Annotated in this window: 20 protein-coding genes and 1 tRNA gene; 5 read left to right on the plus strand and 16 right to left on the minus strand. The window is 62.0% G+C overall.

Annotation, left to right across the window (positions count from 1 at the left end; genetic code table 11):
* The first annotated feature begins 188 nt into the window (after positions 1 to 188).
* From MUU55_RS01010 to MUU55_RS01025, 4 genes are all read left to right on the plus strand, one after another.
* Positions 189 to 401, plus strand: coding sequence for a hypothetical protein (locus tag MUU55_RS01010; protein ID WP_244758911.1), 213 nt, complete (start codon positions 189 to 191; stop codon positions 399 to 401).
* Positions 402 to 545: 144 nt separating this feature from the next.
* Positions 546 to 1,073: a DUF992 domain-containing protein gene (locus tag MUU55_RS01015; protein WP_425314122.1), complete on the plus strand. Its 528-nt coding sequence runs from the start codon at positions 546 to 548 to the stop codon at positions 1,071 to 1,073.
* Between the two features lie 125 nt (positions 1,074 to 1,198).
* Positions 1,199 to 1,546 (plus strand): hypothetical protein, encoded by a 348-nt coding sequence (locus MUU55_RS01020; protein ID WP_244758912.1) that lies wholly within the window; start codon positions 1,199 to 1,201, stop codon positions 1,544 to 1,546.
* A 77-nt stretch (positions 1,547 to 1,623) separates the two neighbouring features.
* Positions 1,624 to 3,426, plus strand: coding sequence for a cation:proton antiporter domain-containing protein (locus MUU55_RS01025; RefSeq protein WP_244758913.1), 1,803 nt, complete (start codon positions 1,624 to 1,626; stop codon positions 3,424 to 3,426).
* Positions 3,427 to 3,471: 45 nt separating this feature from the next.
* Here the strand turns inward: MUU55_RS01025 and MUU55_RS01030 are convergent, their stop codons facing one another.
* The 7 genes from MUU55_RS01030 to pcsA form a co-directional block, all read right to left on the minus strand.
* Positions 3,472 to 4,215 carry a FadR/GntR family transcriptional regulator gene (locus MUU55_RS01030; protein ID WP_244758914.1) on the minus strand — a complete coding sequence of 248 codons (744 nt, stop codon included), beginning with the start codon at positions 4,213 to 4,215 and terminating at the stop codon, positions 3,472 to 3,474.
* Between the two features lie 161 nt (positions 4,216 to 4,376).
* On the minus strand, positions 4,377 to 5,447 hold the full coding sequence (locus MUU55_RS01035) for a BMP family ABC transporter substrate-binding protein (RefSeq protein ID WP_244758915.1): 1,071 nt from the start codon (positions 5,445 to 5,447) through the stop codon (positions 4,377 to 4,379).
* A gap of 51 nt (positions 5,448 to 5,498) precedes the next feature.
* Positions 5,499 to 6,419 carry an ABC transporter permease gene (locus tag MUU55_RS01040; protein WP_244758916.1) on the minus strand — a complete coding sequence of 307 codons (921 nt, stop codon included), beginning with the start codon at positions 6,417 to 6,419 and terminating at the stop codon, positions 5,499 to 5,501.
* Positions 6,419 to 7,513 (minus strand): ABC transporter permease, encoded by a 1,095-nt coding sequence (locus tag MUU55_RS01045; RefSeq protein WP_244758917.1) that lies wholly within the window; start codon positions 7,511 to 7,513, stop codon positions 6,419 to 6,421. The genes MUU55_RS01040 and MUU55_RS01045 overlap by 1 nt, the downstream gene beginning before the upstream one ends.
* The gene (locus tag MUU55_RS01050) at positions 7,503 to 9,074 is read right to left on the minus strand and encodes an ABC transporter ATP-binding protein (protein ID WP_244758918.1); all 1,572 of its coding nucleotides are present in this window, start codon (positions 9,072 to 9,074) and stop codon (positions 7,503 to 7,505) included. Before MUU55_RS01050 ends, MUU55_RS01045 begins: the two co-directional genes overlap by 11 nt.
* A 51-nt stretch (positions 9,075 to 9,125) precedes the next feature.
* Positions 9,126 to 10,097, minus strand: coding sequence for a quinone oxidoreductase family protein (locus tag MUU55_RS01055; protein WP_244758919.1), 972 nt, complete (start codon positions 10,095 to 10,097; stop codon positions 9,126 to 9,128).
* Between the two features lie 17 nt (positions 10,098 to 10,114).
* A complete protein-coding gene (gene pcsA, locus MUU55_RS01060; protein ID WP_244758920.1) occupies positions 10,115 to 10,840 on the minus strand; it encodes a phosphatidylcholine synthase in 726 nt (241 codons plus the stop codon).
* 251 nt (positions 10,841 to 11,091) lie between these two features.
* On the opposite strand from pcsA, the gene MUU55_RS01065 reads away from it, so the two are divergent.
* On the plus strand, positions 11,092 to 12,300 hold the full coding sequence (locus MUU55_RS01065) for a UbiH/UbiF family hydroxylase (protein ID WP_244758921.1): 1,209 nt from the start codon (positions 11,092 to 11,094) through the stop codon (positions 12,298 to 12,300).
* Here the strand turns inward: MUU55_RS01065 and MUU55_RS01070 are convergent.
* The 9 genes from MUU55_RS01070 to MUU55_RS01110 form a co-directional block, all read right to left on the minus strand.
* Entirely contained in the window at positions 12,268 to 13,230 is a 963-nt protein-coding gene (locus MUU55_RS01070) for an AEC family transporter (protein ID WP_244758922.1), read from the minus strand. The two genes, MUU55_RS01065 and MUU55_RS01070, sit on opposite strands and share 33 nt — an antisense overlap.
* A gap of 147 nt (positions 13,231 to 13,377) precedes the next feature.
* On the minus strand, positions 13,378 to 14,127 hold the full coding sequence (locus MUU55_RS01075; RefSeq protein ID WP_244758923.1) for a cytochrome c biogenesis CcdA family protein: 750 nt from the start codon (positions 14,125 to 14,127) through the stop codon (positions 13,378 to 13,380).
* A 219-nt stretch (positions 14,128 to 14,346) separates the two neighbouring features.
* Positions 14,347 to 14,422, minus strand: a tRNA-Lys gene (locus tag MUU55_RS01080).
* 148 nt (positions 14,423 to 14,570) lie between these two features.
* On the minus strand, positions 14,571 to 16,139 hold the full coding sequence (locus tag MUU55_RS01085; protein ID WP_244758924.1) for a caspase family protein: 1,569 nt from the start codon (positions 16,137 to 16,139) through the stop codon (positions 14,571 to 14,573).
* Positions 16,139 to 17,707, minus strand: coding sequence for a caspase family protein (locus MUU55_RS01090; protein WP_244758925.1), 1,569 nt, complete (start codon positions 17,705 to 17,707; stop codon positions 16,139 to 16,141). The genes MUU55_RS01085 and MUU55_RS01090 overlap by 1 nt, the downstream gene beginning before the upstream one ends.
* On the minus strand, positions 17,704 to 18,591 hold the full coding sequence (locus MUU55_RS01095) for an OmpA family protein (protein ID WP_244758926.1): 888 nt from the start codon (positions 18,589 to 18,591) through the stop codon (positions 17,704 to 17,706). Before MUU55_RS01095 ends, MUU55_RS01090 begins: the two co-directional genes overlap by 4 nt.
* A gap of 72 nt (positions 18,592 to 18,663) precedes the next feature.
* Positions 18,664 to 21,918: a c-type cytochrome gene (locus MUU55_RS01100; protein ID WP_244758927.1), complete on the minus strand. Its 3,255-nt coding sequence runs from the start codon at positions 21,916 to 21,918 to the stop codon at positions 18,664 to 18,666.
* 119 nt (positions 21,919 to 22,037) lie between these two features.
* Entirely contained in the window at positions 22,038 to 23,297 is a 1,260-nt protein-coding gene (locus tag MUU55_RS01105; RefSeq protein WP_244758928.1) for a ferredoxin reductase family protein, read from the minus strand.
* 235 nt (positions 23,298 to 23,532) lie between these two features.
* Positions 23,533 to 23,691 (minus strand): hypothetical protein, encoded by a 159-nt coding sequence (locus tag MUU55_RS01110; RefSeq protein WP_244758929.1) that lies wholly within the window; start codon positions 23,689 to 23,691, stop codon positions 23,533 to 23,535.
* Between the last annotated feature and the right edge of the window lie 183 nt (positions 23,692 to 23,874).

The raw sequence follows: 23,874 nt of genomic DNA on the forward strand, positions 1-23,874 counted from the left end.
CCGCTCGCAATGGCCGCCATCACCTGATGCCCTTGACCACGGATGTACTGGCACTGGTGAAAAGGTGATGATGAGGAAGGTCGGTGCGTTTTCGCCCCGGCCTTTTTTGTTGTCTGAACTCTCTTTCAGCGTCTGGAACAATCGTCGCGCCCTTCCTGTTTCACACCAGGCATCGAAGGAGGCTGGCCATGGAAGAGACACCGACCGCAAAGCTCGCCGCAGAATATCTACGTCTCGGCGGAGCGCGACTGGCGAAGATCGACGACAACAAGATCAGCACCCGGCAATGGGTACACGAAACGCGCGATGCCGAAGAATTCTGGAATGCGCATATCGCACCCCTCGACGAGGCGCGTCGCGAGGAGGTCATTCTGCATCTTCCCACGATCAATCGCGTGTGACCGCAAAACGACGGCGCGGCATGTTCCTGTCGGTTGAATTGAGTTTGCCCCTACTCCGCCACGATCTTCGCCATCAGATGACAAGCGGCCGGGAACCAATGCACCGGGTTCGCCATTATCGTGCCAGCTAGAAGGAGAGCACAAATGAACAAGAAGCTTGGAGCGGTCCTCGCCCTCACCCTGGCGCAGACGCTGGCATCGACAGCCGGTGCGGCCGACATGGTCATCCGCGACCGGGAACCCGTCTACGTCGAACGCGGTGGCGACCGCGACGGTGTCAAGATCGGCGTGCTGACTTGCGAAGTGGGCGGCGGCCTTGGTTATGTCCTCGGTTCGGCGAAGTCCATCGATTGCGTCTTCAAGTCCAACCGCGGCCGGCAGGACGTCTACAGCGGCGTGATCCGAAAGATGGGTGTCGATGTCGGCTTCACCACGCAGGGACGTATCGTCTGGGCAGTCTTCGCCCCGACCGCCGGCTATCACGATGGCTCGCTCGGCGGTCTCTACCAGGGCGCGACGGCCGAGGCGACCGTCGGGGTGGGTATCGGTACTAACGTGCTCATCGGCGGCACCTCCGGCTCGATCCAGCTGCAGACGGTCAGCATCAGCGGCCAGATCGGCCTGAACATCGCCGCGACCGGCACCTCCGTGACCCTGACACCCCAGGGCTGACATCACGGGCCGGGCGGTTCCTCCGCCCGGCCTCATTTTAAGTTAGGTCGCCTTGGCCAGGATCTTCGATCCACCGACGTGCCCGAATCGGGTAGGTCTGGGAGGAACAGGCAATGGAGGCTGATATGCTCGAGAGTACCGACATCGAACTCGAAGACGAGCGGCTGAAGCAGCTCGATATCCTGGCTGCAGAGCGCTCCATGACGCCTCCGGACTTGCTCGCCCACTATTCCTCCGGCTCCTTCGGCTTTCACGAGGCGGTGCACACGACCTCCATCGTGCTCGATCTCGTCGATGACCAGCTGCTCCATCATCCGGCGATCGCAGGCAACAGCGAATGGTTTCGGCTGGCTGCAAAGGCGAGCGAAGCGCTGTTCAATCTCTACCAGGTGATGGGCGCGGCCCAACTCGCGACACGCAGCCTCGATGAGGGCACGCGTCCGGAAGATCTCAACGCCAGCAACGACGACTGATCGTTTCCGCCTTGCGCGGACCGGATGGTCACCCTACCCTATCTTCTTGAATTCACAAGAAGTCAGGATAGACGCGCTTGCCTCACGCGACACCACTGATCGCGACCCTGGTCGCCGGTATCTGTCTCGCCTTCATCGCGGGTCTCGTCGCACATCGCTTTCGCCTGCCGCCGATCGCCGGCTATCTCCTCGCCGGCGTGATCATCGGGCCCTTCACGCCGGGTTTCGTTGCAGACCAGAGCCTGGCAAACGAGCTGGCGGAGATCGGCGTCATCCTCCTGATGTTCGGCGTCGGTCTGCATTTCTCGCTGAAAGATCTTCTGTCCGTCCGGGCCATCGCCATCCCCGGCGCGATCGGGCAGATTGCCGTGGCAACGGCCTTCGGCCTCCTGCTCGGCCTCGCCATGGGTTGGTCGGCCGGCAGCGGCTTCGTTTTCGGCCTGTCATTGTCCGTCGCCAGTACCGTCGTGCTTCTGCGGGCCCTGCAGGAGCGGCGCATGGTGGAGACGGAGAAAGGACGCATCGCCGTCGGCTGGCTGATCGTCGAAGACCTCGTGATGGTGCTGACGCTCGTTCTCCTGCCGCCGCTTGCCGGCATGCTGGGCGGCACGGCGCAGACGGCCGATGTCGATCCCGACCTTACGCGCGCGCTGGGTCTTGGCGCGGTCTGGACGGCGGTGGGTGTCACCGCAGTCAAGGTGTCGGCCTTCATCGCTCTGATGCTCGTCGTCGGTCGCAAGATCATTCCGATGATCCTGCACTATGTCGCCCATACCGGGTCGCGCGAACTTTTCCGCCTTTCGGTGCTCGCCATCGCGTTGGGAGTGGCTTACGGTTCGGCAAAGCTCTTTGGCGTCTCCTTCGCGCTCGGCGCGTTCTTTGCCGGCATGGTGCTGGCGGAATCGCAGCTCAGCCAGCAGGCGGCGCGCGAAACGCTGCCGTTGCGCGATGCTTTCGCGGTGCTGTTTTTCGTGTCCGTCGGCATGCTGTTCGACCCGGTCAATCTGCTCGAACGTCCGCTTGCCATCCTCGCGACGATCGTCACCATCGTCGTCGTCAAGTCGGCCGTCGCTTACCTTATCGTCAAGGCCTTCGGTTACCCGCGCACGATTGCGCTGACGATCGCAGCGAGCCTTGCCCAGATCGGTGAATTCTCCTTCATCCTCGTCGTGCTCGGCGTGGGCCTTAAACTGCTGCCGTCGGTTGCACAGGATCTCATCGTTGCCGGCGCGCTGTTTTCCATTCTTGTCAATCCACTGCTCTTCATCGCCGTCGATCGCTATGGCGCAAAACTGGATGCGCCAGCGGCCGCAACGGAGCCCTTGGAAGGGGCGGATGCCACGCGGCGACCCGAAGAGTCAGCGGGCACGGAAGACATGGCCGAACCCACCACCCTCGCCGATCATGCGGTCGTCGTCGGCTATGGTCGTGTCGGACGGCGCATCGTCGAGCGGCTGCGAGCCGCAGGCACTCCCCTGCTGGTTATCGAGGAACGGGCCGGTGTCGCGGAGGCTCTGCGAGAGGCGGGTATCGAGGCGATCGGCGAGCCGGCCGGCAATCGCGGCGTGCTCGCGCAGGCCAATATTGCCGGCGCACGCTGGTTCGTCACCGCCATTCCCGATGCCTTCGCCGCAGGCACACTGATCGAGCAGGCGCGGGCGGCAAATGGTGCGCTTTCCATTCTTGCACGCGCTACATCGCAGGCGGAAGCCGATCATCTGCGCCAATTCGGCGCCAATCATATCGTGATTGCAAAGGATCAACTTGCCGCGGCCATGGCCGAGACGCTGCTTGCGAGTGATAGGGCGCGAAAGCCAAATCCAGACACGGATGGGCAGGGAGAGCTCGATCTGGCAGGCCATCCGCCTGCAGGCGGCTGACGCAGGAGAAAAGGCACTCTCCGGCCAAGGCAAATGCTGAACGCGCTACGTTCCTTCGCGCAATGCCTGTACGACGCGCTCTCGGCCGACCCGGATGACATTCTCCATCGCACGGCGCGCGCCCTCCTCGTCCCGCTTGTCGATCTCCTCGACGATACGGATGTGGGTCGCCGCGACATCGCTGATCTTGCCGCGATCCGCCGCTGGTGAGCTCAGCTTGAACGCGCCGACAAGGCCGGCCTCGATCAGGCTGCCGACGGTACGCAGGAAAGGGTTGCGCGAGGCCTCCAGCACCGAAAGGTGGAACTTCAGGTCCGCCATGGCGAGCGTTTCGGCCGTATGTTCGGGATCGCCCATGGCGACGGCAAGACGCATCATCTGGCTGATATCGGCCTCCGAGGCATGCCTTGCGGCGAGTGCGGCGGCATGGGGCTCGAAGGCAAGGCGCACTTCGGACAGGTGCGTCAGAAAATCCTCGTTGACGCCGACGGCGAAGTACCAGGTGAGGATATCGCTGTCGAAAAGGTTCCACTGGACGTTGGGCGTCACGCGCGTGCCAATGCGGGCGCGCGGCACGACGAGGCCCTTGGCGGCCAGCGTCTTCATCGCTTCACGCAGCACTGTGCGCGAGACCTTGAAGCGCGCAGCCAGTTCGGCATCGCCCGGTAGCGTCGATCCCACGGGATATTCGCCCGCGATGATCGACCGGCCAATCGCATTGACCACCTGCGCATGACTGGTGCGCGTGTTCGCCCCGCTGATGACCGTTTCAAGCAAACTCTTGCGCAAAAGTCCCCTCCTCCGTTCCGCATCGCCCCTCTAGATACGGAACATCCGGCAGGTATAGAGCGCCGCATCGATTCCGCAAAGCCTGAACGCGTCACACAACGTTCGCAAACGAAAAAGGCGCCCTTGGCGGGCGCCTTTCCGTTTGTTTTGTGCGTTTTCACTTACTTCGGCAGCTGGTCGTCGACGCCGGCGATGTAGAAGTTCATGCCGAGCAACGTGCCGTCGTCGGACACGGCGCCATCAGCAAGCCAGTCGGAACCGTCCTGCTTCTTGATCGGGCCGGTGAATGGATGCAGTTCGCCGGATCGGATTTTTGCTTCGGTTTCTTCAGCCAGCTTCTTCACGTCGTCGGGCATGTTGGTATAGGGCGCCATGGTCAGGATGCCGTCCTTCAGACCGTCCCAAACCTGTTCGGACTTCCATGTGCCGTCGAGCACGGCCTTGGTGCGCTTGATGTAATACGCGCCCCAGGTGTCGACGATCGCGGTCAGCTGCGTTTCCGGGCCGGCCTTGATCATGTCGGATGCCTGGCCGAAGGCCTTGATGCCGCGCTCGGCGGCGACCTGCATCGGCGCGGTCGTGTCGGTGTGCTGCGTCAGGATATCGACGCCCTGGTCGATCAGTGCCTTGGCGGCATCGGCTTCCTTGCCGGGGTCGAACCAGGTGTTGGCCCAGATGACCTTGACCTTGAAGTCCGGGTTCACCGACTGCGCGCCGTGCACGAAGGCATTGATGCCCATCACGACTTCCGGGATCGGGAAGGAAGCGATGTAGCCGGCGACGCCCTTCTGCGACATCTTGGCGGCAATGATACCCTGGATGTAGCGGCCTTCATAGAAGCGCGAGTTGTAGGTCGCGACGTTCGGAGCCGACTTGAAGCCGGTGGCGTGCTCGAACTTCACGTCCGGGAACTTTTCGGCGACCTTGATGGTGGCATCCATGAAACCGAACGACGTGGTGAAGACGAGAGCGCAGCCGGAGCGCGCCATGCGCTCGATCGCGCGCTCGGCATCCGGGCCTTCCGGCACGCTTTCCAGGAACGGCGTCTCGATCTTGTCACCGAACTCGGCCTGCAGCGCCTGGCGGCCGATGTCATGCGCCTGGGTCCAGCCGCCGTCGGTCTTGGAGCCGACATAGATGAAGCAGATCTTCGTCTTGTCCTGAGCGCTGGCAGCAGCGGCGAAACCCAGCACGGCGGCCGATGTTGCGAGAGCGAGAATGATTTTCTTCATTTTATCCTCTGTGGTTATTAGGAGTGGTCGTTTCCCGTCTTCTTGTTCTTCTCACCGATCGGGCACGAAGGGCTTGCCGAGGCAGGCCGGCGTGTTGATCTGCGTCATGCGTCTGTTATGCGAGATCAGAATGAGTACGACAACAGTGGCGATGTAGGGAAGTGCGGACAGGAACTGGGACGGGATACCGATGCCGAAAGCCTGCGCATGAAGCTGGCTGATCGATACCGCACCGAAAAGATAGCCGCCGGCCAGCACCCGCCAGGGACGCCAGGAGGCAAAGACCACGAGGGCAAGCGCGATCCAGCCACGCCCGGCCGACATGTTTTCCACCCATTGCGGCGTATAGACCAGCGAGAGCTGCGCGCCGGCAAGCCCCGCACAGGCGCCGCCGAACATCACGGCGAGATAACGCGTGCGGATGACGTGGATGCCGAGCGCGTGGGCCGAGCCGTGATTGTCGCCGATGGCGCGGATTTTCAGGCCGGCACGGCTCTTGAACAGGAACCAGTTGACACCGATTACCAGCGCGATCGACACGTAGAAGATGATATCCTGCTTGAAGAGCAGTGGGCCGAGGAACGGAATGTCCGACAGGAGCGGAACGACAATCGGCTGGAGCTTGGTGCCGGACATACCGACATAGGGCTCGCCGATCTGGCCGGAAATGCCGAGACCCAGAATGGTCAGCGCCAGGCCTGTCGCCACCTGGTTGGCGACGAGCGTCAGGGTCAGGAAACCGAAGAGCAAGGAGAAGAGCCCGCCGCCCGCAATGCCGGCGAGAATGCCGATATAGGGCGAGCCGGTCATCTGGGTTGCGGCAAAGGCGATCGCCGCGCCCATCACCATCATGCCCTCGACGCCGAGATTGAGAACACCCGCACGCTCCGTCACGAGTTCGCCGATGGAGGCAAGCACCAGCGGCGTCGCGGCGGTGATGACGGTGAGGAGGATCGCTTCGACGATACCCATCAGTGCGCTCCCCCTTCATTGGATTGGCCAAGGCGGGAAAAGACCAGCCGGATCTTGTACTGGATAAGCGTATCGCAGGAGAGCACGAAGAAGAGCAGCAGGCCCTGGAAGACGCGGGTGACCTTGTCGGAGACGCTGAGCGTCAGCTGCACGGCCTCGCCACCCACATAGGTCAATGCGAGGAACAGACCGGCGGCGATGATGCCGAGCGGATTGAGGCGCCCGAGGAAGGCGACGATGATGGCGGTGAAACCGTAGCCGGGTGAAATGACCGGCTGGAGCTTGCCGATGGTGCCGCTCACCTCGGCAATGCCGGCAAGGCCTGCAAGACCGCCGGAAAGCAGCATCGAGAACCAGATCATGCGCTTTGAGGAGAAGCCGGCAAAACGCCCTGCCCGCTCCGACTGGCCGAGCACGGTGATCTCGAAGCCCTTGAGCGTGTAACGCATCATGATCCAGAGGCCGACGGCCGCGACAATGGCCAGCGCGAAACCGAGATTGGCGCGGCCCGACGCGATAAGTTCAGGCAGGATCGCCTCGGGTGCAAAATCCCGTGTGACCGGGAAGTTGTAGGCATCCGGGCTGCGCCAGGGGCCACGCACCAGCCAGTCGAGGAACAGCTGGGCGATATAGACCAGCATGAGGCTGGTCAGGATCTCGTTGGTGTTCATATGCGCCTTGAGGAAGGCGGGGATGGCGGCATAGAGCGCGCCGCCGATTATGCCGAAGATCAGCATCAACGGCAGCACGAGCGGAGAATGCCAGTCGTGGAAGACGACGGGCACGATGGCGCCGGCAATGGCGCCGGCGATGAACTGGCCCTCGGCGCCGATATTCCAGTTGTTGGATCGATAGCAGACCGACAGGCCCGCACCGATAAGGATCAGCGGGGCGGCCTTGATGGCGATCTCGTGCAGCGACCAAACGTCGAGCAACGGCTCGATGAAGAAGCTGTAGAGCGCCGAACCCGGATCCTTGCCGAGCAGTGCGAACATGATGCCGCCGGCCACCACCGTCAGCGCCAGCGCCAGGAACGGCGAGACGATGGAGTAGAGCGTCGATGGATTGGCGCGCTTTTCAAGTTCAATGCGCATGAGCCACCTCGCCTTCCGTCTTGCCGTACATGCCGCCCATCAGGAGGCCGATCTTTTCCCGCGTCAGATCGTGAGCCGGATAAGCATCCGAAAGTCGCCCTTCGCTGATAACGGCGATTTCGGTGGCGACCTCGAAGATTTCGTCGAGATCCTGACTGATCACCAGCACCGCCGAGCCTGATTTGGCGAGATCGACGAGCGCTTGGCGAATACGGCTTGCCGCCCCCGCATCCACCCCCCAGGTCGGCTGGTTGACGATCAGCACCGCAGGCTGGCGATCCAGCTCGCGGCCGACGATGTATTTCTGCAGGTTGCCGCCCGAGAGCGAGCCTGCGGCCGGGTTCTCACCGCTCTTGCGCACATCCATTGCCTCGGAAATGCGCGTGGAGGCGATGCGCACGACGGCCTGTCGGATGATGCCCAGCAGGCCACCGGCCAGAAAGGTCTTCCGGTCGGACTGGCTGCGCGCCAGGACAAGATTATCGGACAGCGGCAACGTCGTCACGGCGGCGTGGCCATGGCGCTCCTCCGGCACGAAACCGGCTCCCATCAGACGCCGTGCGGTAATGCCGAGATTGCCGGCCGCCTTGCCGCGGATGGAAACCGCGGCCGGATCCGCCACGGGATATTCGCCCGAGAGTGCGTCGAAAAGCTCGCCCTGCCCGTTACCGGCAACGCCGGCGATCGCAAGAACCTCGCCGCTGCGAACCTTGAGACAGACATTTTTCAGGGCGACGGCAAAGGGCGTGCGCGACGGCACGGTAAGGTGCTTGGCCTCGAGCAGCACGTCGCCCTTGGTATTGGTACCCGCCGCGCTCACCGAGGCGACGTCGCTGCCGACCATCATGCGTGCCAGCGATGCCGGTGTTTCCTTGCGCGGATCACAGGCACCGGTGACCTTGCCATGGCGCAGCACGGTCGCCCGGTCGCAGATGCGCTGCACTTCCTCCAGCCGATGGCTGATGTAGAGCACCGAGCGCCCCTCGGCCTTCAGCTTGGCGAGAGTCTCGAACAGCCGGTCGGCCTCCTGCGGTGTCAGCACCGAGGTGGGTTCGTCGAGGATGATGAGTTCCGGATTCTGCAACAATGCACGCACGATCTCGATGCGCTGGCGCTCGCCGACCGAGAGATCGGCGACATGCGCGTTCGGATCGAGCGGCAGGCCGTAGAGATGGGAGAGGCGCGAGGCCTCCTCGGCGACTTTGGAAAGCGAAATGCCCGGGCTCAGCGACAGCGCGATGTTTTCGGCCACCGTCAGTGCTTCGAACAGCGAAAAATGCTGGAAGACCATGCCGATACCGATGCGACGCGCGGCACCGGGGCTTGGAATGCGAACGGATTCGCCCTTCCACAGGATCTGGCCGCTCGTGGGCGCGAGAACACCGAAAAGCATTTTGACGAGCGTGGATTTCCCGGCACCATTTTCGCCCAGCAAGGCATGGATTTCACCGGATTTGATATCGAGGTCGATGCCGTTGCACGCGGCAAAAGACCCGAACAGTTTTGTCAGGCTGCGGACAGCCAGCAACGGGCTGCCCTCGGATGATCCAACGGCTGACACGCTTCCCCTCTTTCCCGCGATCCCGATCCCCTGCGCCCATTCGGGTCGTTGTCAGGGAATGAGCAATGTCGTTCCACTCGTTTTTCTGGCTTCCAGATCCGCGTGCGCCTGCCCGGCATTCGCCAACGAATAAGTCTGATTTATATTGATACGCACTTTGCTGCTCTGCACAATATCAAACAGCGAGTTTGCACACGCATCCAGCGCCGCGCGTGTCGCGATATACGCAAACAGCGTCGGGCGGGTGGCGTAAAGCGACCCCTTCTGCGCGAGCAACCCCATGTTGAATGCCTCAACGGGGCCGGAAGAATTGCCGAAGCTGACGAAAAGGCCGCGGGGCTTCAGGCAGTCCAGCGACTGCGGGAAGGTGTCCTTGCCGACGGAATCGTAGACGACGTCGACGCCAGCCCCGTTGGTCAGTTCGCGCACCCGGGCGACAAAGTCGTCCTTTCCGTAGTCGATGACATGGTCATAGCCATGCGCCAGCGCCAGATCGATCTTCGCCTGCGAGCCCGCCGTGCCGATGACCGTGGCGCCCAGCGCCTTGGCCCATTGTCCCGCAATGAGGCCGACGCCACCGGCCGCGGCGTGGAACAGGATCACGCTGCCGGGCTTAACCGGAAAGGTCTGGAGCAAGAGATATTGCGCGGTCATGCCCTTGAGCATCATAGCCGCCGCCGTTTCCAGCGAAATGCCATCCGGCACCTTCACCAGATGCTTGGTCGCGACGTTGCGCTCCGCCGCATAGGCGCCGTCCGCCGAGGCGTAGGCAACGCGGTCGCCGATCGCGAAATCCGTCACTCCCGCGCCGAGAGCGGTGACCGTGCCCGCACCTTCCTTGCCCGGAATGAACGGCGGCTCGGCCTTGTAGAGGCCGGTACGGAAATAGACATCGATGAAATTGAGCCCGATTGCCGCCTGGCGGATCTGGACCTCTCCCGGGCCTGGTGCGCCGAGCTCGACGTCTTCGAGCTTGAGAACTTCAGGTCCGCCAAGCGTGCGGACTACGATCGCTTTGGTCATATCAGTTCTCCCGACAGTCACGACCGGCCGAGTTTTGGAAAAGCCTGCAGCACGGCGCCGACACCATAGAGGTAAAGCCCCGTCACCACGACGCCCCAGACCACCCAGTCCGGCGTGTCGAAATGCAGAAGCAATGCATAGCCGCTGAGAAGAGACCAGAGGAAGAAGACGCCGAGATTGAGCGGCCGCAGCCGCTGAACGCGCACGGGATGCAAAAAGTTGATCGGCATGAAGGTGAGGAAGACGGAGACGAAAACGATGATCGATGCCGTTAATCCGCTCGCCTTGATGACGAACAGCGTGAACACCACCATGTTCCAGACGACCGGGAAACCGGAGAAGAAATACTCGTCGGTCTTCATGCCCATATCGGCATAGTAGATGGCGCTCGATACCACGATGGCACCGGCGGCCACGAAGGACCAGGGCTCACCGATCATGCCGCTCTGGTAAAGTGCAAAGGCCGGCAGCAGCACATAGGTCACGTAGTCGATGACGTTGTCGAGCGTATCGCCGGACCAGTTGGGCAATACTTCCTTGACGCGCACCTTTCGCGCGATCGGACCGTCGATGCCATCGACGAGAAGCGCCAGCCCGAGCCACCAGAACATATCGACAAAACGGTGCTCCGCCGCCGCCACGACACCGAGGAAGGCCAGGAACGAGCCGGATGCCGTCAGGATATGAACGGAAAAGGCACGGATTTCCGCGTAGGGCACGCGCTTGTAGTTGAAGAACTTCATTGCCGTTCGCTGTCCATTCCTTGGGGCTTAGATCTCGGCCGCGACCCGCCAGACACGCCCTCTTGTGCCGTCACGTCAGGTAATATGCATTGATTGCCCGGCACCGCCAGTGGAAATCGGTTGCTCCCCAAGCGCTTCGGTCGCCTGCGCGGATTCATCCCATGGAAATTGCCTCTTTGCCGGCCTAGTTTGCATCGGGTAGAAGCGCTGCAAATCTGTGGGTAACACGTGGGCTCTTTCGGAGGTCGGTCATGAGGGAATTCGATATTGCGATCGTCGGCGCCGGCCTTGCTGGAAGCCTCGCGGCGCTTGCGCTGTCCGATTCGGGCCGAAGCGTCGCGCTGATCGCACCGCCCGCCCGCGTCACAGATGGCCGCACCACGGCGCTGATGGATCAGTCCATCGTGTTCCTGAAGGCGCTCGGTCTCTGGGACGACATCGCCCCGCATGCTGCGGCGCTTGAGACGATGCAGATTCTCGACGGGACGGCCCGCCTCCTGCGCGCGCCGCCTGTTGCCTTCCGCTCCGGCGAAGTCGGCCTGAGCGCCTTTGGCTACAATATTCCCAACGCCCCCTTCCTCGACGTTCTCGATAACCGCATTGCCGCCGATGATGGCATCGTTCGCCTGCCGAACGGCGTGACCGCCGCCACGGCTTTCGAAAACGGCGTAGAACTGGCACTCGACGACGGCGCGCGCGTGCTCGCCCGCCTCGTCGTCGGCGCCGATGGCCGGAAGTCGAAAATCCGCGAGAGCGCCGGCATCGCTGTCCGTGCCTGGTCCTATCCGCAGGCGGCGCTCGTTCTCAATTTCTCGCATGACCGACCGCACGGCAATGTCTCGACGGAATTTCATACGGAAAGCGGCCCCTTCACCCAGGTTCCCCTGCCCGGCCGCCGCTCCAGCCTCGTCTGGGTTCTGCCGCCAAAGGAAGCCGTGCGGCTGAGCGGCCTGTCGGATGCCGAACTCAGCCAGGCTGTCGAGGCGCGCATGCAATCCATGCTCGGTAAGGTCGCCGTCGAGGGCGGTGCGCAGAGTTTTCCGCTGTCGGGCATGACGGCCGATCGTTTCGGCAAGGGCCGCATCGCCCTGGTCGGCGAGGCTGCGCACGCCTTTCCGCCGATCGGCGCCCAGGGTCTCAATCTCAGCCTGCGCGATATCATGGCTCTGAAGGACCTGCTGCAAGCATCCGAGCCCACTGCCTATGATGCGATTGGTGACCATTTCGACCGCAAGCGTCAGGTGGATGTCCGCTCACGCACGCTCAGTGTCGACCTGCTCAACCGCTCGCTGCTGTCGGATTTCCTGCCCGTGCAATTCCTGCGTTCGGCGGGGTTGCATCTCCTCTCGGCGCTCGGTCCTCTGCGCAGCGTCGTCATGCGCGAGGGTATCGAGCCAGGCGGTTCGTTCAAGGCGTTTCGCGATACGTTACGGGAACGGATCGCCCGCAAGCAGGCCTGATTTGATGAGATAGAGCAGCACCGTGACCGTCGCGACCGACAACACCGTCGTGATGAGGATGGTTGCCGACGCCCGCTCCTGCCAGACATTGTATTGCTGGCCGATCACGAAGACATTGGTCGCCGTCGGCAGGGCAGCCAGCAGCACGGCTGTAAAAACCCAGACCGGATCGAAATTACCGGCCAACCCGAGCACGAGATACATCGTCACCGGCAGCAGCAGGAGTTTCGCCGGCACGATGTAGCCGATCTCGACCGGCACGCGCTTAAGCGGCCGAAGCGCCAGTGTCACCCCCATGGCAAAAAGGGCGCAGGGCGCTGCCGCCTGGGCCAGATAGTCGATCAGCCGCTGCAATGGCGCCGGTGCCTCAAAACCGGCAAAAGCGGCGACAAAGCCGGCCGCCGTCGCGATGATGAAGGGATGCGTGACGATTTTTCTCGCGACACCGGCAACGATCTGCAACGGCGCCTGCTTTTCTCCGCCGCCCAACGCCATCAGCGCGGGCGCGACCATGAAATGCAGCATGTTCTCGAAGCAGAAGACCAGCGCGACCGGCACGGCCGCCGGCTCGCCGAAGGCCAGCAGCGCAAGCCCCGGCCCCATGTAACCGATATTGCCATAGGCGGCCGCCAGTCCCTGGACCGTTGCCTCGCCTATCGTCGCGCGCCGCAGGACGAGGCCGATAGCGAAGATAAGGCCGAAAACGAGATAGGTTGCGCTGATATTGGCAACGATGAAGTCGATACGCGTCAGCTGCTCGATCGGCGTCCTTGCCACCAGCTTGTAGAAAAGCGCCGGCAGCGCGATGTAGATGATGAATGTATTGAGCCAGCCAAGCGCCTCGATCGGCTGTTTGGTGATCCTTGCAACCACATAACCCAGGAGGATCATGCCGAAAAAAGGCAGAACCAGTCCGATGATGTCAGCCATGAGCCGAAGCCTGCTCCCGCTCTGTTCCGAGGATGATATCCCGACTAGAGCATTTCCGGTGAACTCTGGTTCACCGGAAATGCTCTAGGATTTTGTTTTTACCGCATTATCCGACGCCGAAGCAAAGTCGCTTCGACTGGAAATGCTCTAGCCGATTTGTGAGAGAATGGGAAACGTTTGCTGGAACCAGATGGCGACGGCGCTGATATAGCCGAAAATGAAGGCGAGACCGGTGAGGATCAACAGAACGCCCATGATCTTTTCCACCGCGCCGAGATGGCGGCGAAAACGCACGAGGAAGCGCATGAAGGCTCCGGAGAAACCAGCCGCGATCCAGAACGGAACGGCAAGCCCGAGCGAATAGACCGCCAGCAGGATCGCCCCGTCGCCCACCGTTTCGCGCGCCGCGGCAATTCCCAGAATGGCGCCCAGCACCGGTCCGATACACGGCGTCCAGCCAAAGGCGAAGGCAAGCCCCATGATATAGGCGCCCGACGCCGTCGCCGGTTTGCCGCCACCCTGGAACCGCGCTTCACGCGCAAAAAGCCCGATGCGCAGAAGCCCGAGAAAATGCAGGCCCATCAGGATGATGATGACGCCACCGATCTGGGCGAGCAGGTCGAGATGCCGCCGCAGCACCATGCCGATGGTCGAAGCCCCTGCCCCGAGCGCCACGAAGACGGTCGCAAAGCCCAGCGTGAAGAAGAATGCCGCAAGCAGCACCGCGCCGCGCGTATCCCGCCGCACCGCCGCCGCTTCCCCGCCGCGGAACTGATCCACCGAGATGCCGGCCATGTAACAGAGATAGGGAGGCACGAGCGGCAGCACGCAGGGCGACAGGAACGAGAGCGCACCCGCCAGAAGCGCGCTCCAAAGGGAAATATCGGCAATCGACAAGGGCTACTCCGAGACGTCCTGAGGGGCGCCGGCAAAACCGCCTCGCCACCCCTGCGTGGGTGTCATCTGATAGACCCGGTTCACCCCTCCCGCCAATCACCTTTTGGAGAACGCGACGAAATGTCGTGGCGCAGTGTCGACTTTGCAGTCAGTGCCGCGATCAAGCCGAAATGTAGTTTGAAGGAAGACCACCGCCACTTCGTGTCAACACGACGGAGGTGGTGAGCGCGCAGGGATTCGAACCCTGGACCTACTGATTAAAAGTCAGTTGCTCTACCGGCTGAGCTACGCGCTCCCAAGCGGTGCGAAGGCGCCCCGCGGAAGTGGGCGGAACATATGCATGCGGTTCTGCCGGGTCAACCCGGAAAATGTAGAGAAAAACAGCTTTTATAGTGGCTCGACGACCGGGCCGCTTTGTCGTTGCGGGTGCGTGGCTGCCGGGCTCAGTAAACCGTGTACTTCAAGAGCCCCAGCGACCAGTTCACGCTGCGGTTTTCCGTATCCCGCGTCCAGGTCTGTTTCAGCGTTCCGGCGATGTCGGCGATGGTGGTGCGCGCGTCGAGTTCCTTCTGCAGGCCGTAGTCATTCGGCGCGACCTTGGTCAAATCGACATCATCGGCGACGACGATGGCGACCAGAACATTTTCGCTCGGGCCAGCGGCTTCGAAATCGAAGCCGTAATAGTCGTCCGGGATTGTAAGCGGGCTGTTGGCGGCAAGCGGGGTGATCTTCTTGGCCGCCTCGTTCGGGAAAATCTGCGTCGCCTTCCCGTCCTTGTCGACGTCGTAGAGGATGAGGTGGCCGCCGGTGCTGCTCGTCACGGTGATGCGGAAGGAATCGCCGGTATTCAGATGATCGGACGAGAGCGAGACATGGACGTCACCGCTCTGCGGCTTGCCGAGGATATCGCTGACGGCATCGACCGGGTCCGCCGCGACATAGGCCGTCTGCTGGGTGTTTTCCACTTTGACCTTTTCGACCTTACCGTAGTCCGCACCCTGTTGCTGCGTATCACCGCTCGTCTGCGGCTGTTCATCCTGCTGGGTCTGCTGCAGGCCGGTCGTATCGGCCGCCGTCGGCGTCACGGCGGCGGCACCGAGCAGCGCGTAGTTCACCTCGAGCTGCGGATCGAGGCCCTGGCATTGTTTCTGGCTCGCACAATAGGTCTGCGACTGTTTCTTCACATATTCCAGAAGCTCGGCGTTCGAGACGATGCCGTTGCCGTTGCTGTCGGCGGCGGAAACCTCGTGGCCGTTGACATAGGAGAGCGTGAAGACGCCATGGCGCTCTTCCGGCGGCAGGCGCGTATCGTCCCAGGCGACCTGATAGGACGAAGCGGCGCTCCAGGCCTCTATACCGTTCTGCTTGACGATCTCCGGTTTGTCGACAACCGCCACATCGATGCGCAGGCCGCGCATTTTCACCTCTTCCACCGGCTTGGCGAACGGTCGCGGCAGGAAGCGCGCGCTTTCCATGGCGTCGGCGACCTGGGTGGAGAGAGAGCGTGAAATCGTGCCGGAATGGCAGGCATCGATGACGATCGAGACGGCACGGTCCTTCAATTTCTCGAGCATCGCATCGATTTCGTCGTCGAGAATAACGTTCGTCCAATCGCCATCGCCGGCGGCGATATCGTAAGTCGAAAGCGCTTCGTCGAGACCGTCCTCTTCGTCACCACTCGCATCCTTCACCTGTAGGCCATGGCCGGAGAAGTAGAAATAGACCCGGTCGCCCGGCTGCGTACCCTGGATCAGCCATTCATCGATATTGGCGAGGATGGCAGCGCGACTCGCATCCTTGTCGAGCAGAACGCGAATCGAATCGGCCGCATATCCCTGCTTTTCCCTGAGGAGCTTCTCGATGAGCGGAACGTCGTTCTTCGGTCCTTCGAGGAACATCTTTTCCGGCAGCGACGCATAGGTGCCGATACCGACGAGCAGCGCCCGGTCGGCCGCCGCGGCGGCCGAAAACACGGAGAGCGAGAGGACCAGCGCAGCGGCGTAGCGGATCATCAGAGTGTTTCCCGCGTATAGAGAGGTTGAATGGCCACGCTAGCCTCCTTGCCGTCGAGCCGCGTCAAGAGCGCCTGCAGCAACGTGGCAGCCGTCACGTTCTTGTCGGAGAGTACGGCTCCGATCGCATCGACCGGTTCACCTGTCCAGATGGTGATGAGATGGTCGGCACCGAAAGGTTTGACGATCTCGACATCCGTCAACTTGAATTCGGAACTGCTCGTTCCCGCCGCCTGCATGTCGAGGAACTGTACCTCGCCGGTATTGGCGAGATTGAAGACCAGCATGTTCGGGTAGCGGCCGGGCGGTGCATCGAACCGCAGCCGTTGGCCGGCGGCATAGATATCCTTGACGGGCGCCAGTGAGACCGTGCCGGGATTCTGGCTTGCCATGGCTTTGAGGAAATCCAGCAGGACATATTTGTCGACGACCGGCTGGATACGGTCCGCGCCGACATTCTCCGCCGCTACATCACCGTTCGGCGTGTAGAACGTGCCGGTCGCCACGTCCCAGCGAAACGGCGTTCCGGTGCCCTCGGCATCCGTCGGCCGCGCCGCCTCGCCATCGATCTGCAGGGCGATCTTGCCTGTCCAACCAAGCTCCTTGACGGTCTTGATGGTTTTCGGGATCGTACCGGCGTCATTCGTCGTTGTCGCCGTATCACCAGTGGCGGCCGGAATGCCGCGGGTCAGCGTCACCACGACCTCGCTCTCCGAGCGGGCCACCTGGGGCATGAAGTTCGGAACCTGCAACGCCTCCGAGCGGTTCTTCACATTGCTGAAGATGTAGTCTTCGAGTTCGATTCGCGTGATGATGCCGTTGCCGTCGCGGTCGGCGCTGCCCTCAACGGCGCGGGCAAAGCTCCAGCTCAGCGCCCCGCGCGGCTCGCCGTCGATGATGACCTCCGGCGTCGGCTGGCTTTCCAGCGAGGCTGCAAGCACCGTCACCTGCTTGAAATTGATCTCCTTGAGGGCCGCGCCAGCAACGGCCTCCTGCGAAGGCGGCGCCAGCTTGACCGTCACCGCCGGCGCCAGTCGGCTCTTGCCCTTGATCGAGCGGCTCATGCCGCCGGAAAAGCAGCTGTCGGAGACGAAGAGCACGTGCACGCCCTTGCCTTCCGCCTCGGCAAACCAGGCGTTCATCTCGTTGTCGACGATGATCTCCTTCGACGTTTCCTCGTAACGGTTGCGATCGAAGCCCGGAAGCTGAAGGAATTCGTCAAGCCCGTCGGCTTCGTCACCGGCAATCAGTTCAGGCATCTGCGCGCCGTGTCCTGCATAGGTGAAAATGATCGTGTCGCCGGATACCGCCTCGGCCACCATGTCGGTCCAGGCTTTGCGCAAATCGTCCTTGCGAGCCTCTGCATTGGTGAATTTCTTCACCTTGAAACCGGCCGCACTCATCGACGCATAGACGTCCTCGGCGTCGCGCACGGCGCCATCGAGACTGACATCGTTCGGATACTGGTCCACGCCCACGACGAGCGCATAGGTCTGCGCCGCAAAGGCCGGCAGGGGAAAGGCAGCCGAGAGCGTAAGCGCCAGCAGACGGGGCAGCAGCGTTCTCATTGCACGTCCACTTCAACGCGGCGGTTCAACTGGTTCAGTGTCTCCGTGTCATAGGCGCTGGCGTCATCCGGCTTGAAAGGTTCGTCCTCGCCCTTGCCGATCGTGGTGATCGTGCCGGCATAACCGGTATCGTGGAGATAGGCCTTCAGCGTATCGGCGCGCGCGAGCGAAAGCGCGTAATTGGCATCCGCCCCGCCCACCGGATCCGTGTGGCCGATCAGCTTGATGGCGGACGGCTTCACGGCCTTCAGGCACTCGGCGAGATCCTTGGCCGCCTCGACACCCTCGGGCGTGAAATCGGCCGTGCCGAAGACATAACGAACCGGCGTCGATTTCTTCTTTATCGCCACGCCGCGGAAGGAGACCTTGCAGCCGCCGCGCATCGCGAGCTTGACAGGGCGCGGCGCGGCAAGGCGCATCTCGCCGGCAAGCCGGTCGAGACGCAGGATGTACTGCTCGTCCGGCGCCATCCAATCCGGTGTCAACGTCGTGTTCGAGCCGTCCTCCAGAGCGATCTGGTAGAGTTTCGCGGCTTCCTCGTAGTCCTTGCGCTCGCGGGCAAGATCGCCCAGCGCATCAAAGACCTGCCAGGGGCCGCCATACTTCTTCTGAAGCATCTCCAGGTCGGCGCGGTGATCCACCAGCTTGCCGCCGTTGCCGACGTCGGTTGCGATGCGATTGAAGCTGGAAAGCGCCGCGACACGGCCGACGAGCGTACGCTCATTGGCGCTGCAATTGGCGGTGCCGGCGGTTTCGGCGATCGACTGGGCCTTCTGTTCGTCGCCTGCGTTGAACGCCTCGATGACACCGGTGAAGGCATCACAGGCCGCCGCGGCCGGGGCCACACCGGCCATTACGAAGAGTGTCGCTGCCAGAGATCGCATCAGCATTGTCGGTTCAGCCCTCATGTCTTCTCGAAACGAATAGGCAGGGGCCTGTGGCCCCTGCCCTTGTTGTCATTTGATTTCGAACGTCACCATCTGGAGACCGCTCGCACCGTTGTCCTGCTCGGCCTGCCTGGCGAGGTTGACTGCCAGTCCACGGGTTGGCGGCAGCTTGGAGGTCGCCACCAGCTGCCTGGCCTTTTCCGCCGTCATCTTCTGGTCGCCAAGTCCGCCGATGCGGCAGAAGGCGATCATCGTTTCACCGGGTGACGGCGAATCGAAGGTCAGGTTACCAGAACCCGGCTGCGGAATAAGGCGGCTTTCGCCAGCATTCAGCGTCGTATTGCCGATCATCACGTCGGGGATGATTTCGACCGTGCCGGTATCCTCGACATACATCACCTGCAGCTCGCAGCTATGGTTCGTGCTGAGTTCAAAGCTGAGGTAATCGCCGACCTTTGCCGCGGTGCTCGGCACACGCAATGCCAGCTTCACCTTCTCGGCCTGCGCCTTGTCGTCCTGCTTGTAGGCCGGCACGACATAGGCGGTATCAGCCTGCCCGGCGTATTGGTCCGTATTGGCCACCTGGCCCTGTGACTGTTGCTGGCTTGCGGCGGCATCACCGGTATTGGCGGCGACGTCGGGGTTGACCCCACGCTTCAGCGGTTCGAGTTGCACGAGCGGTTGCAACATGAAGGCATACTGTTCCTCTACCTCGGTGCGCGGGATCGTAGCGCCGGCTTCGAGCGTCGCAACCCAGTCGAGGCCGATGCGCAGGGCATTGACGTCGGTGAGGCGACGGATGTCGGACGAAAACTCTTCCGGCGTCATGTCGAACTCGGCCGCAAGCTGTTCGAAGTTCAGCTCGTCCTCGTACTGGTCAGCGAAGTAGGTAAAGATCTCGGCGCCGCCGGGAGCCTTCAGGCTGGTCTTGCCGCCGCCAGCCGTTGCTTCGGTAATGCCGAGACGATCGAGTGCGCCGACGAACCGGTCAGTGTCACGCTTGTAAACCTCGTTCAGCTCCTCCTGCGGCACATAGACGGCGAGAAGCTCGTCCTGCTGGTCCTTGGAGAAAAGCGTGGACGTCTCGATATGCTCGCGCAATTGGTCCCGCTTGGAGAGAATGCCGTCGAAATGGCAGTCGAAGCAGGAGCGAGCGTTGATGATCTCGACCCCCTTGCCGATTGGCCGCTTGCGGAAGGAGACGATCGCCGTCGGGCCGATGTCGAGCTGGTCGCCCTTGTTGGTCGACAGATAGTAACCCTGCATGCCGTTCGGAAGCGAGAAAATCATTTCGCCGCCGTCGTGCTCGAAAGGTTCCAGACCCGCCTTCAGCTTCACGCCATCAGGCCCCGCCGGGAAGCGTTTCAGCACCTGCCTGCCGACGTCGCCCGCGAAGTCATAGGACTTCCAGTAGTAGCCGCCGAAAGGCATATCGTGGCGTTCCAGCATACGGTTGTGGTCGGAGACGCCGGACGAGCCGTCGGCAAAGCCGGCGCGGACGATACGGCGGCGTTCGATGTTCTGATCGACCGGCACACCGAAGCGCTTTTCCAGTTCGGCGATGTTGGTCGGCAGCTTCATGAGGCGGTTATAGACCTTCGGCCGGGCGCCGTTGCTCATGAACCAGTCGACACGCATGATCGGCAGTTGGCTCTGCGTCGCCTTGGCAAGGGCGTGCAGTTGCGCATTGCTCGTCGGGTCGACGCCGTAGAAGTACTCGTTGATCAGGAAGTCGTAGTCTTCCTGGTTCCATTCGAGATCACGCAGATCGACACGAACGAGCAGACCGTCGGAACCGTCCACTTCCTCGGGCAGGACAAGCTCAGGCCCGTAGGAAAGCGAGTTCAAGAGTTTCTTGAAGCCGCCGGCCAGAACCTTCATGCGCTTCAGGAAGGTGTCGTGCGTCTCGCAGCTCATCATGCCGTTATATTGGTCGCGATAGCTGAAATAGCGCATGAAGGGTTGGTCGTGTTCGTCGACCTTGGAGATGTCCTGCAAGGCGAGTTCGACGAAATCGAGATATTTCAGCATGGGGCGCGAGCGCTTGACCTGCGTGGCCGAAACCGCCGTGGGAATGGCCGCCTGGTTGAGCGAGTTGATCCAGTCGGCCAGGCCCTGCACCTCGGCATCGGCCGGGCGCTTTCCGAGCGGCATGCGGCCGCTGGTGACGCTGGTGTAGAGCAGCGACTTGGACGCATCGCCGGGGGTCACGAAGGCCGGGTTCGCGGCAATCGACGCAAGATCGCCGGATGGGAACGAGCCCTGCGAGCTCTCGCCAGGGCCATGGCAGTTGCGGCAATACTTGCCGATGAAGGCATCGGCCGCGGAAGCGAGCTCCGCATTGCCGCCGCCAACGCTGAGCGCGCTCTCGGCGGTCGCCTCGCTGCAGACGGGCGCCGTGCTGGTTTCGACCGGCGTCACCTTCACCTCGCGGTCGGAAAGGAACGCGTACATGGCCTGCTTGTCCTCGTCCGACAGAGCCGAAAGGCCCTGCGCGATGCGGCGCATGACGGGATCGGCGAGCGGCGAGCCGGAGAGCTTCTTGCCCTCCTCGATCAGGCCCTTTGTGAAGACTTCATGCGAGGCAAGACCGGCCATGCGCGCCTTGGTGATATCGGGCGCGACCGCGCCGGTCAGCCCTTTCTCGCCCTCATAGGCACGGGCGAGGTCGAGCCCGTAGGTCGTGGTGCGCGGGGTGTGGCAATCGCCGCAGCCGCCGACATTTTCCACGAGGTAGCGGCCGCGCTCCATCTGCGTTTCCTCGCGCGGCTGATAGGCCTGTACGGTGAAATGGCTGCGCTTCCAGAGCGTGATCGTGGTTTGGCGGCTGAAGGGGAAGGCGATCTCGTGTTCCTTCGACGCGGCATCCGTCTGCGGCAGCGTCTCGATATAGGCTTTGATATCGAGCACGTCTTCCGGCTTCATGCCGCCATAGGAGGTGTAGGGCATGACCGGATACAAATTGTTGCCATCCTTCTTGAGGCCGACCATGACGGCGTTCAGGAAGTCAGCGTTGGACCAGCCGCCGATGCCGTTCGGATGGGCCGAAATGTTCGGCGCGAAGAACTTGCCGATCGCCGTCTGCATTTCCATGCCGCCGGAAAGCAGCTCCATATTGTCGCCCGAGCCATGGCAAGCGCCGCAACCGGCCGCGCCGAACATGATTTTGCCATTGTCGGCATTCGCCTGGTAGGTGCCGTAGGCATCCGCCGCGAACTGGTCGATGGCGAACGCACTGGCGGGACAGAACAGCGCCATGGTCAGACCGAGCGCCGCAGCAAGGCGGGAAACCGGTCGCAGAAGTGATGTCTTGAACACGCGCATGGCTTGTTCCCTTCGCTCCAAGAGGCCGGTGGACCGGCTGGAAATTTCAAGCATTCCCGCTTTTCTTAGAAACGCGGAAGCACCCGATTTCATTCACGCAATTCCGTACGCGCCCGGCCCTATCGAAACTCGAAACGCTCGAACTCGACGCGCCGTGGCGCCTTTCCGAGCTCTCTCAATCCCTTTTCGATGGCGAGCCGCAACGGCGGCGGGCCGCAGAACCACAGGTCGGCTTCGGCCGGGTTCATGCTGGTGCCGGAGACGAGCTTCGACGCATCGAGGCGTCCGTCGGTCGCCGAGTTGTGCAGCACGAAGCTGAAATTCCCGAGTTTTTCGGCCTGGGCGCGAAACGTCTCGAGGCCGATCGCCTCGGCGCTGTCGCGCACACAGTAGACCATGTGGATATCCTGCCCCTCGTCGCCTTTCAGCCGACTCGCCATGGCAAGGAACGGTGTGACGCCGATGCCGCCGGCAAGCCAGATCTGCTTCTTGCCGCCGCGCTTGTGATTGAAATGGCCGTAGCCGCCCTCGAGCGTCAGCGCGTCGCCAACCGCCACGCTCTCGCGCAGCGCCTTCGTATAATCGCCCAGCGGCTTGATGGCGAAGCGAACCGAACCATCGTCCTCGATGCCGGCGATCGTGAAGGGATGCGGCTCGCGCAGGCCCGGCTTATTGACCCGGAAGAAACCGAACTGGCCGGGCATCGCCCGAAGCTTGCGGTTGATAGGCTTTGCCGAAATGATGGTCGCGCCATCATGCCGCTCGACATTCACCACCTCGTAGCGACGGGTGCGCAGCCACGGCAGGAGCTGCGTATAGGCGTAGCTCACGATACCGATCAAAGCGAAAATATTGAGGTAGGTTGCCAGAAACGCCGTGCCGTCATAGGGCCGCTTGATGAACATCTGGTGGAAGGCGATCAGCACGAAGAGCAGGCCGATGAACCGATGCGTAATGCGCCAGTATTGGTAGGGAACCTGAAAACGCGTTTTCGGGATGACCTTCACAAGGCTCAGAACCAACAGGAAGACGAAGCCGTAGAAGGCCCATTCCCCCATCGTCTTGGCGAGCAGATTGAGGCCGCTCGTGACCGACAGGCCCTGGAAATCCGGCGCGATGAAGTAGTGGAAGAGGATAAGACAGAGCACCGCGATGCCGATCTTGCGGTGGAACTGGTAAATGCGGTCGAGCCCGCCGAACAGCCTTTCGACGAAAGGCGGGCGCGTCGCCATGAATTGCGCGATCGCCATCGCGACGAAGGCCATGGACGAAGCCACGAGAGAAAAGGTGGTGCCCGCATTGGTATGGCTGACGGCCGGTACGGCCAGCAGGCCGGCAAAGACAATCAGAAGTGTCGCGACGATGGAACCCGCAGTCAACGTATGCCCCCAAATGCAAACTGGACGGTCCGAATTTCAGGGTATGCTGGCAAGGCCCATGACGTTCGTCAACCGCAATCGTCCTATCGACGGGTGGGCTAATGGCTTTATTCGGGTCTTTTCGGAGAGGATGCGAAGAAGACGCAGAAAACTGCTCGAGGTCGCTAAAATAACAATGGAATAAAAGAGATACGGGATAAATCCACAATGTCTTTCTGATGTGGTCAGTCGATATTCAGGGATTGAGCCGCTGCAACTCCTCCTTCGCTTTCGCCGCGAGCGGATGATCCGGGTGCCTTGCGATGAAGAGTTCAAGCGCCTCCCGCGTTCCCCGGCCTTTAAGGGCCTCATATTCGGATTTGACAGCCTCTTCCGGATCGCCCGGCTTCTGCATGACCACCCTCACGATCGTCGGCTGCCGCACAGACGCAACCCCGGAATCGGACAGCCCCGAACCATATGCGCACAATGCACAACAAACTGCGAATAGCATAGCGATCACGCGCGTCTTAGAGGTGGTTGCCGTGATAGTGTATTAGCACTGAGGCATTTTTGGGAAGCCGCGCCGATTCCGTAG

This window comes from Shinella curvata (genome assembly GCF_022899935.1).
GTDB lineage: Bacteria > Pseudomonadota > Alphaproteobacteria > Rhizobiales > Rhizobiaceae > Shinella > Shinella curvata.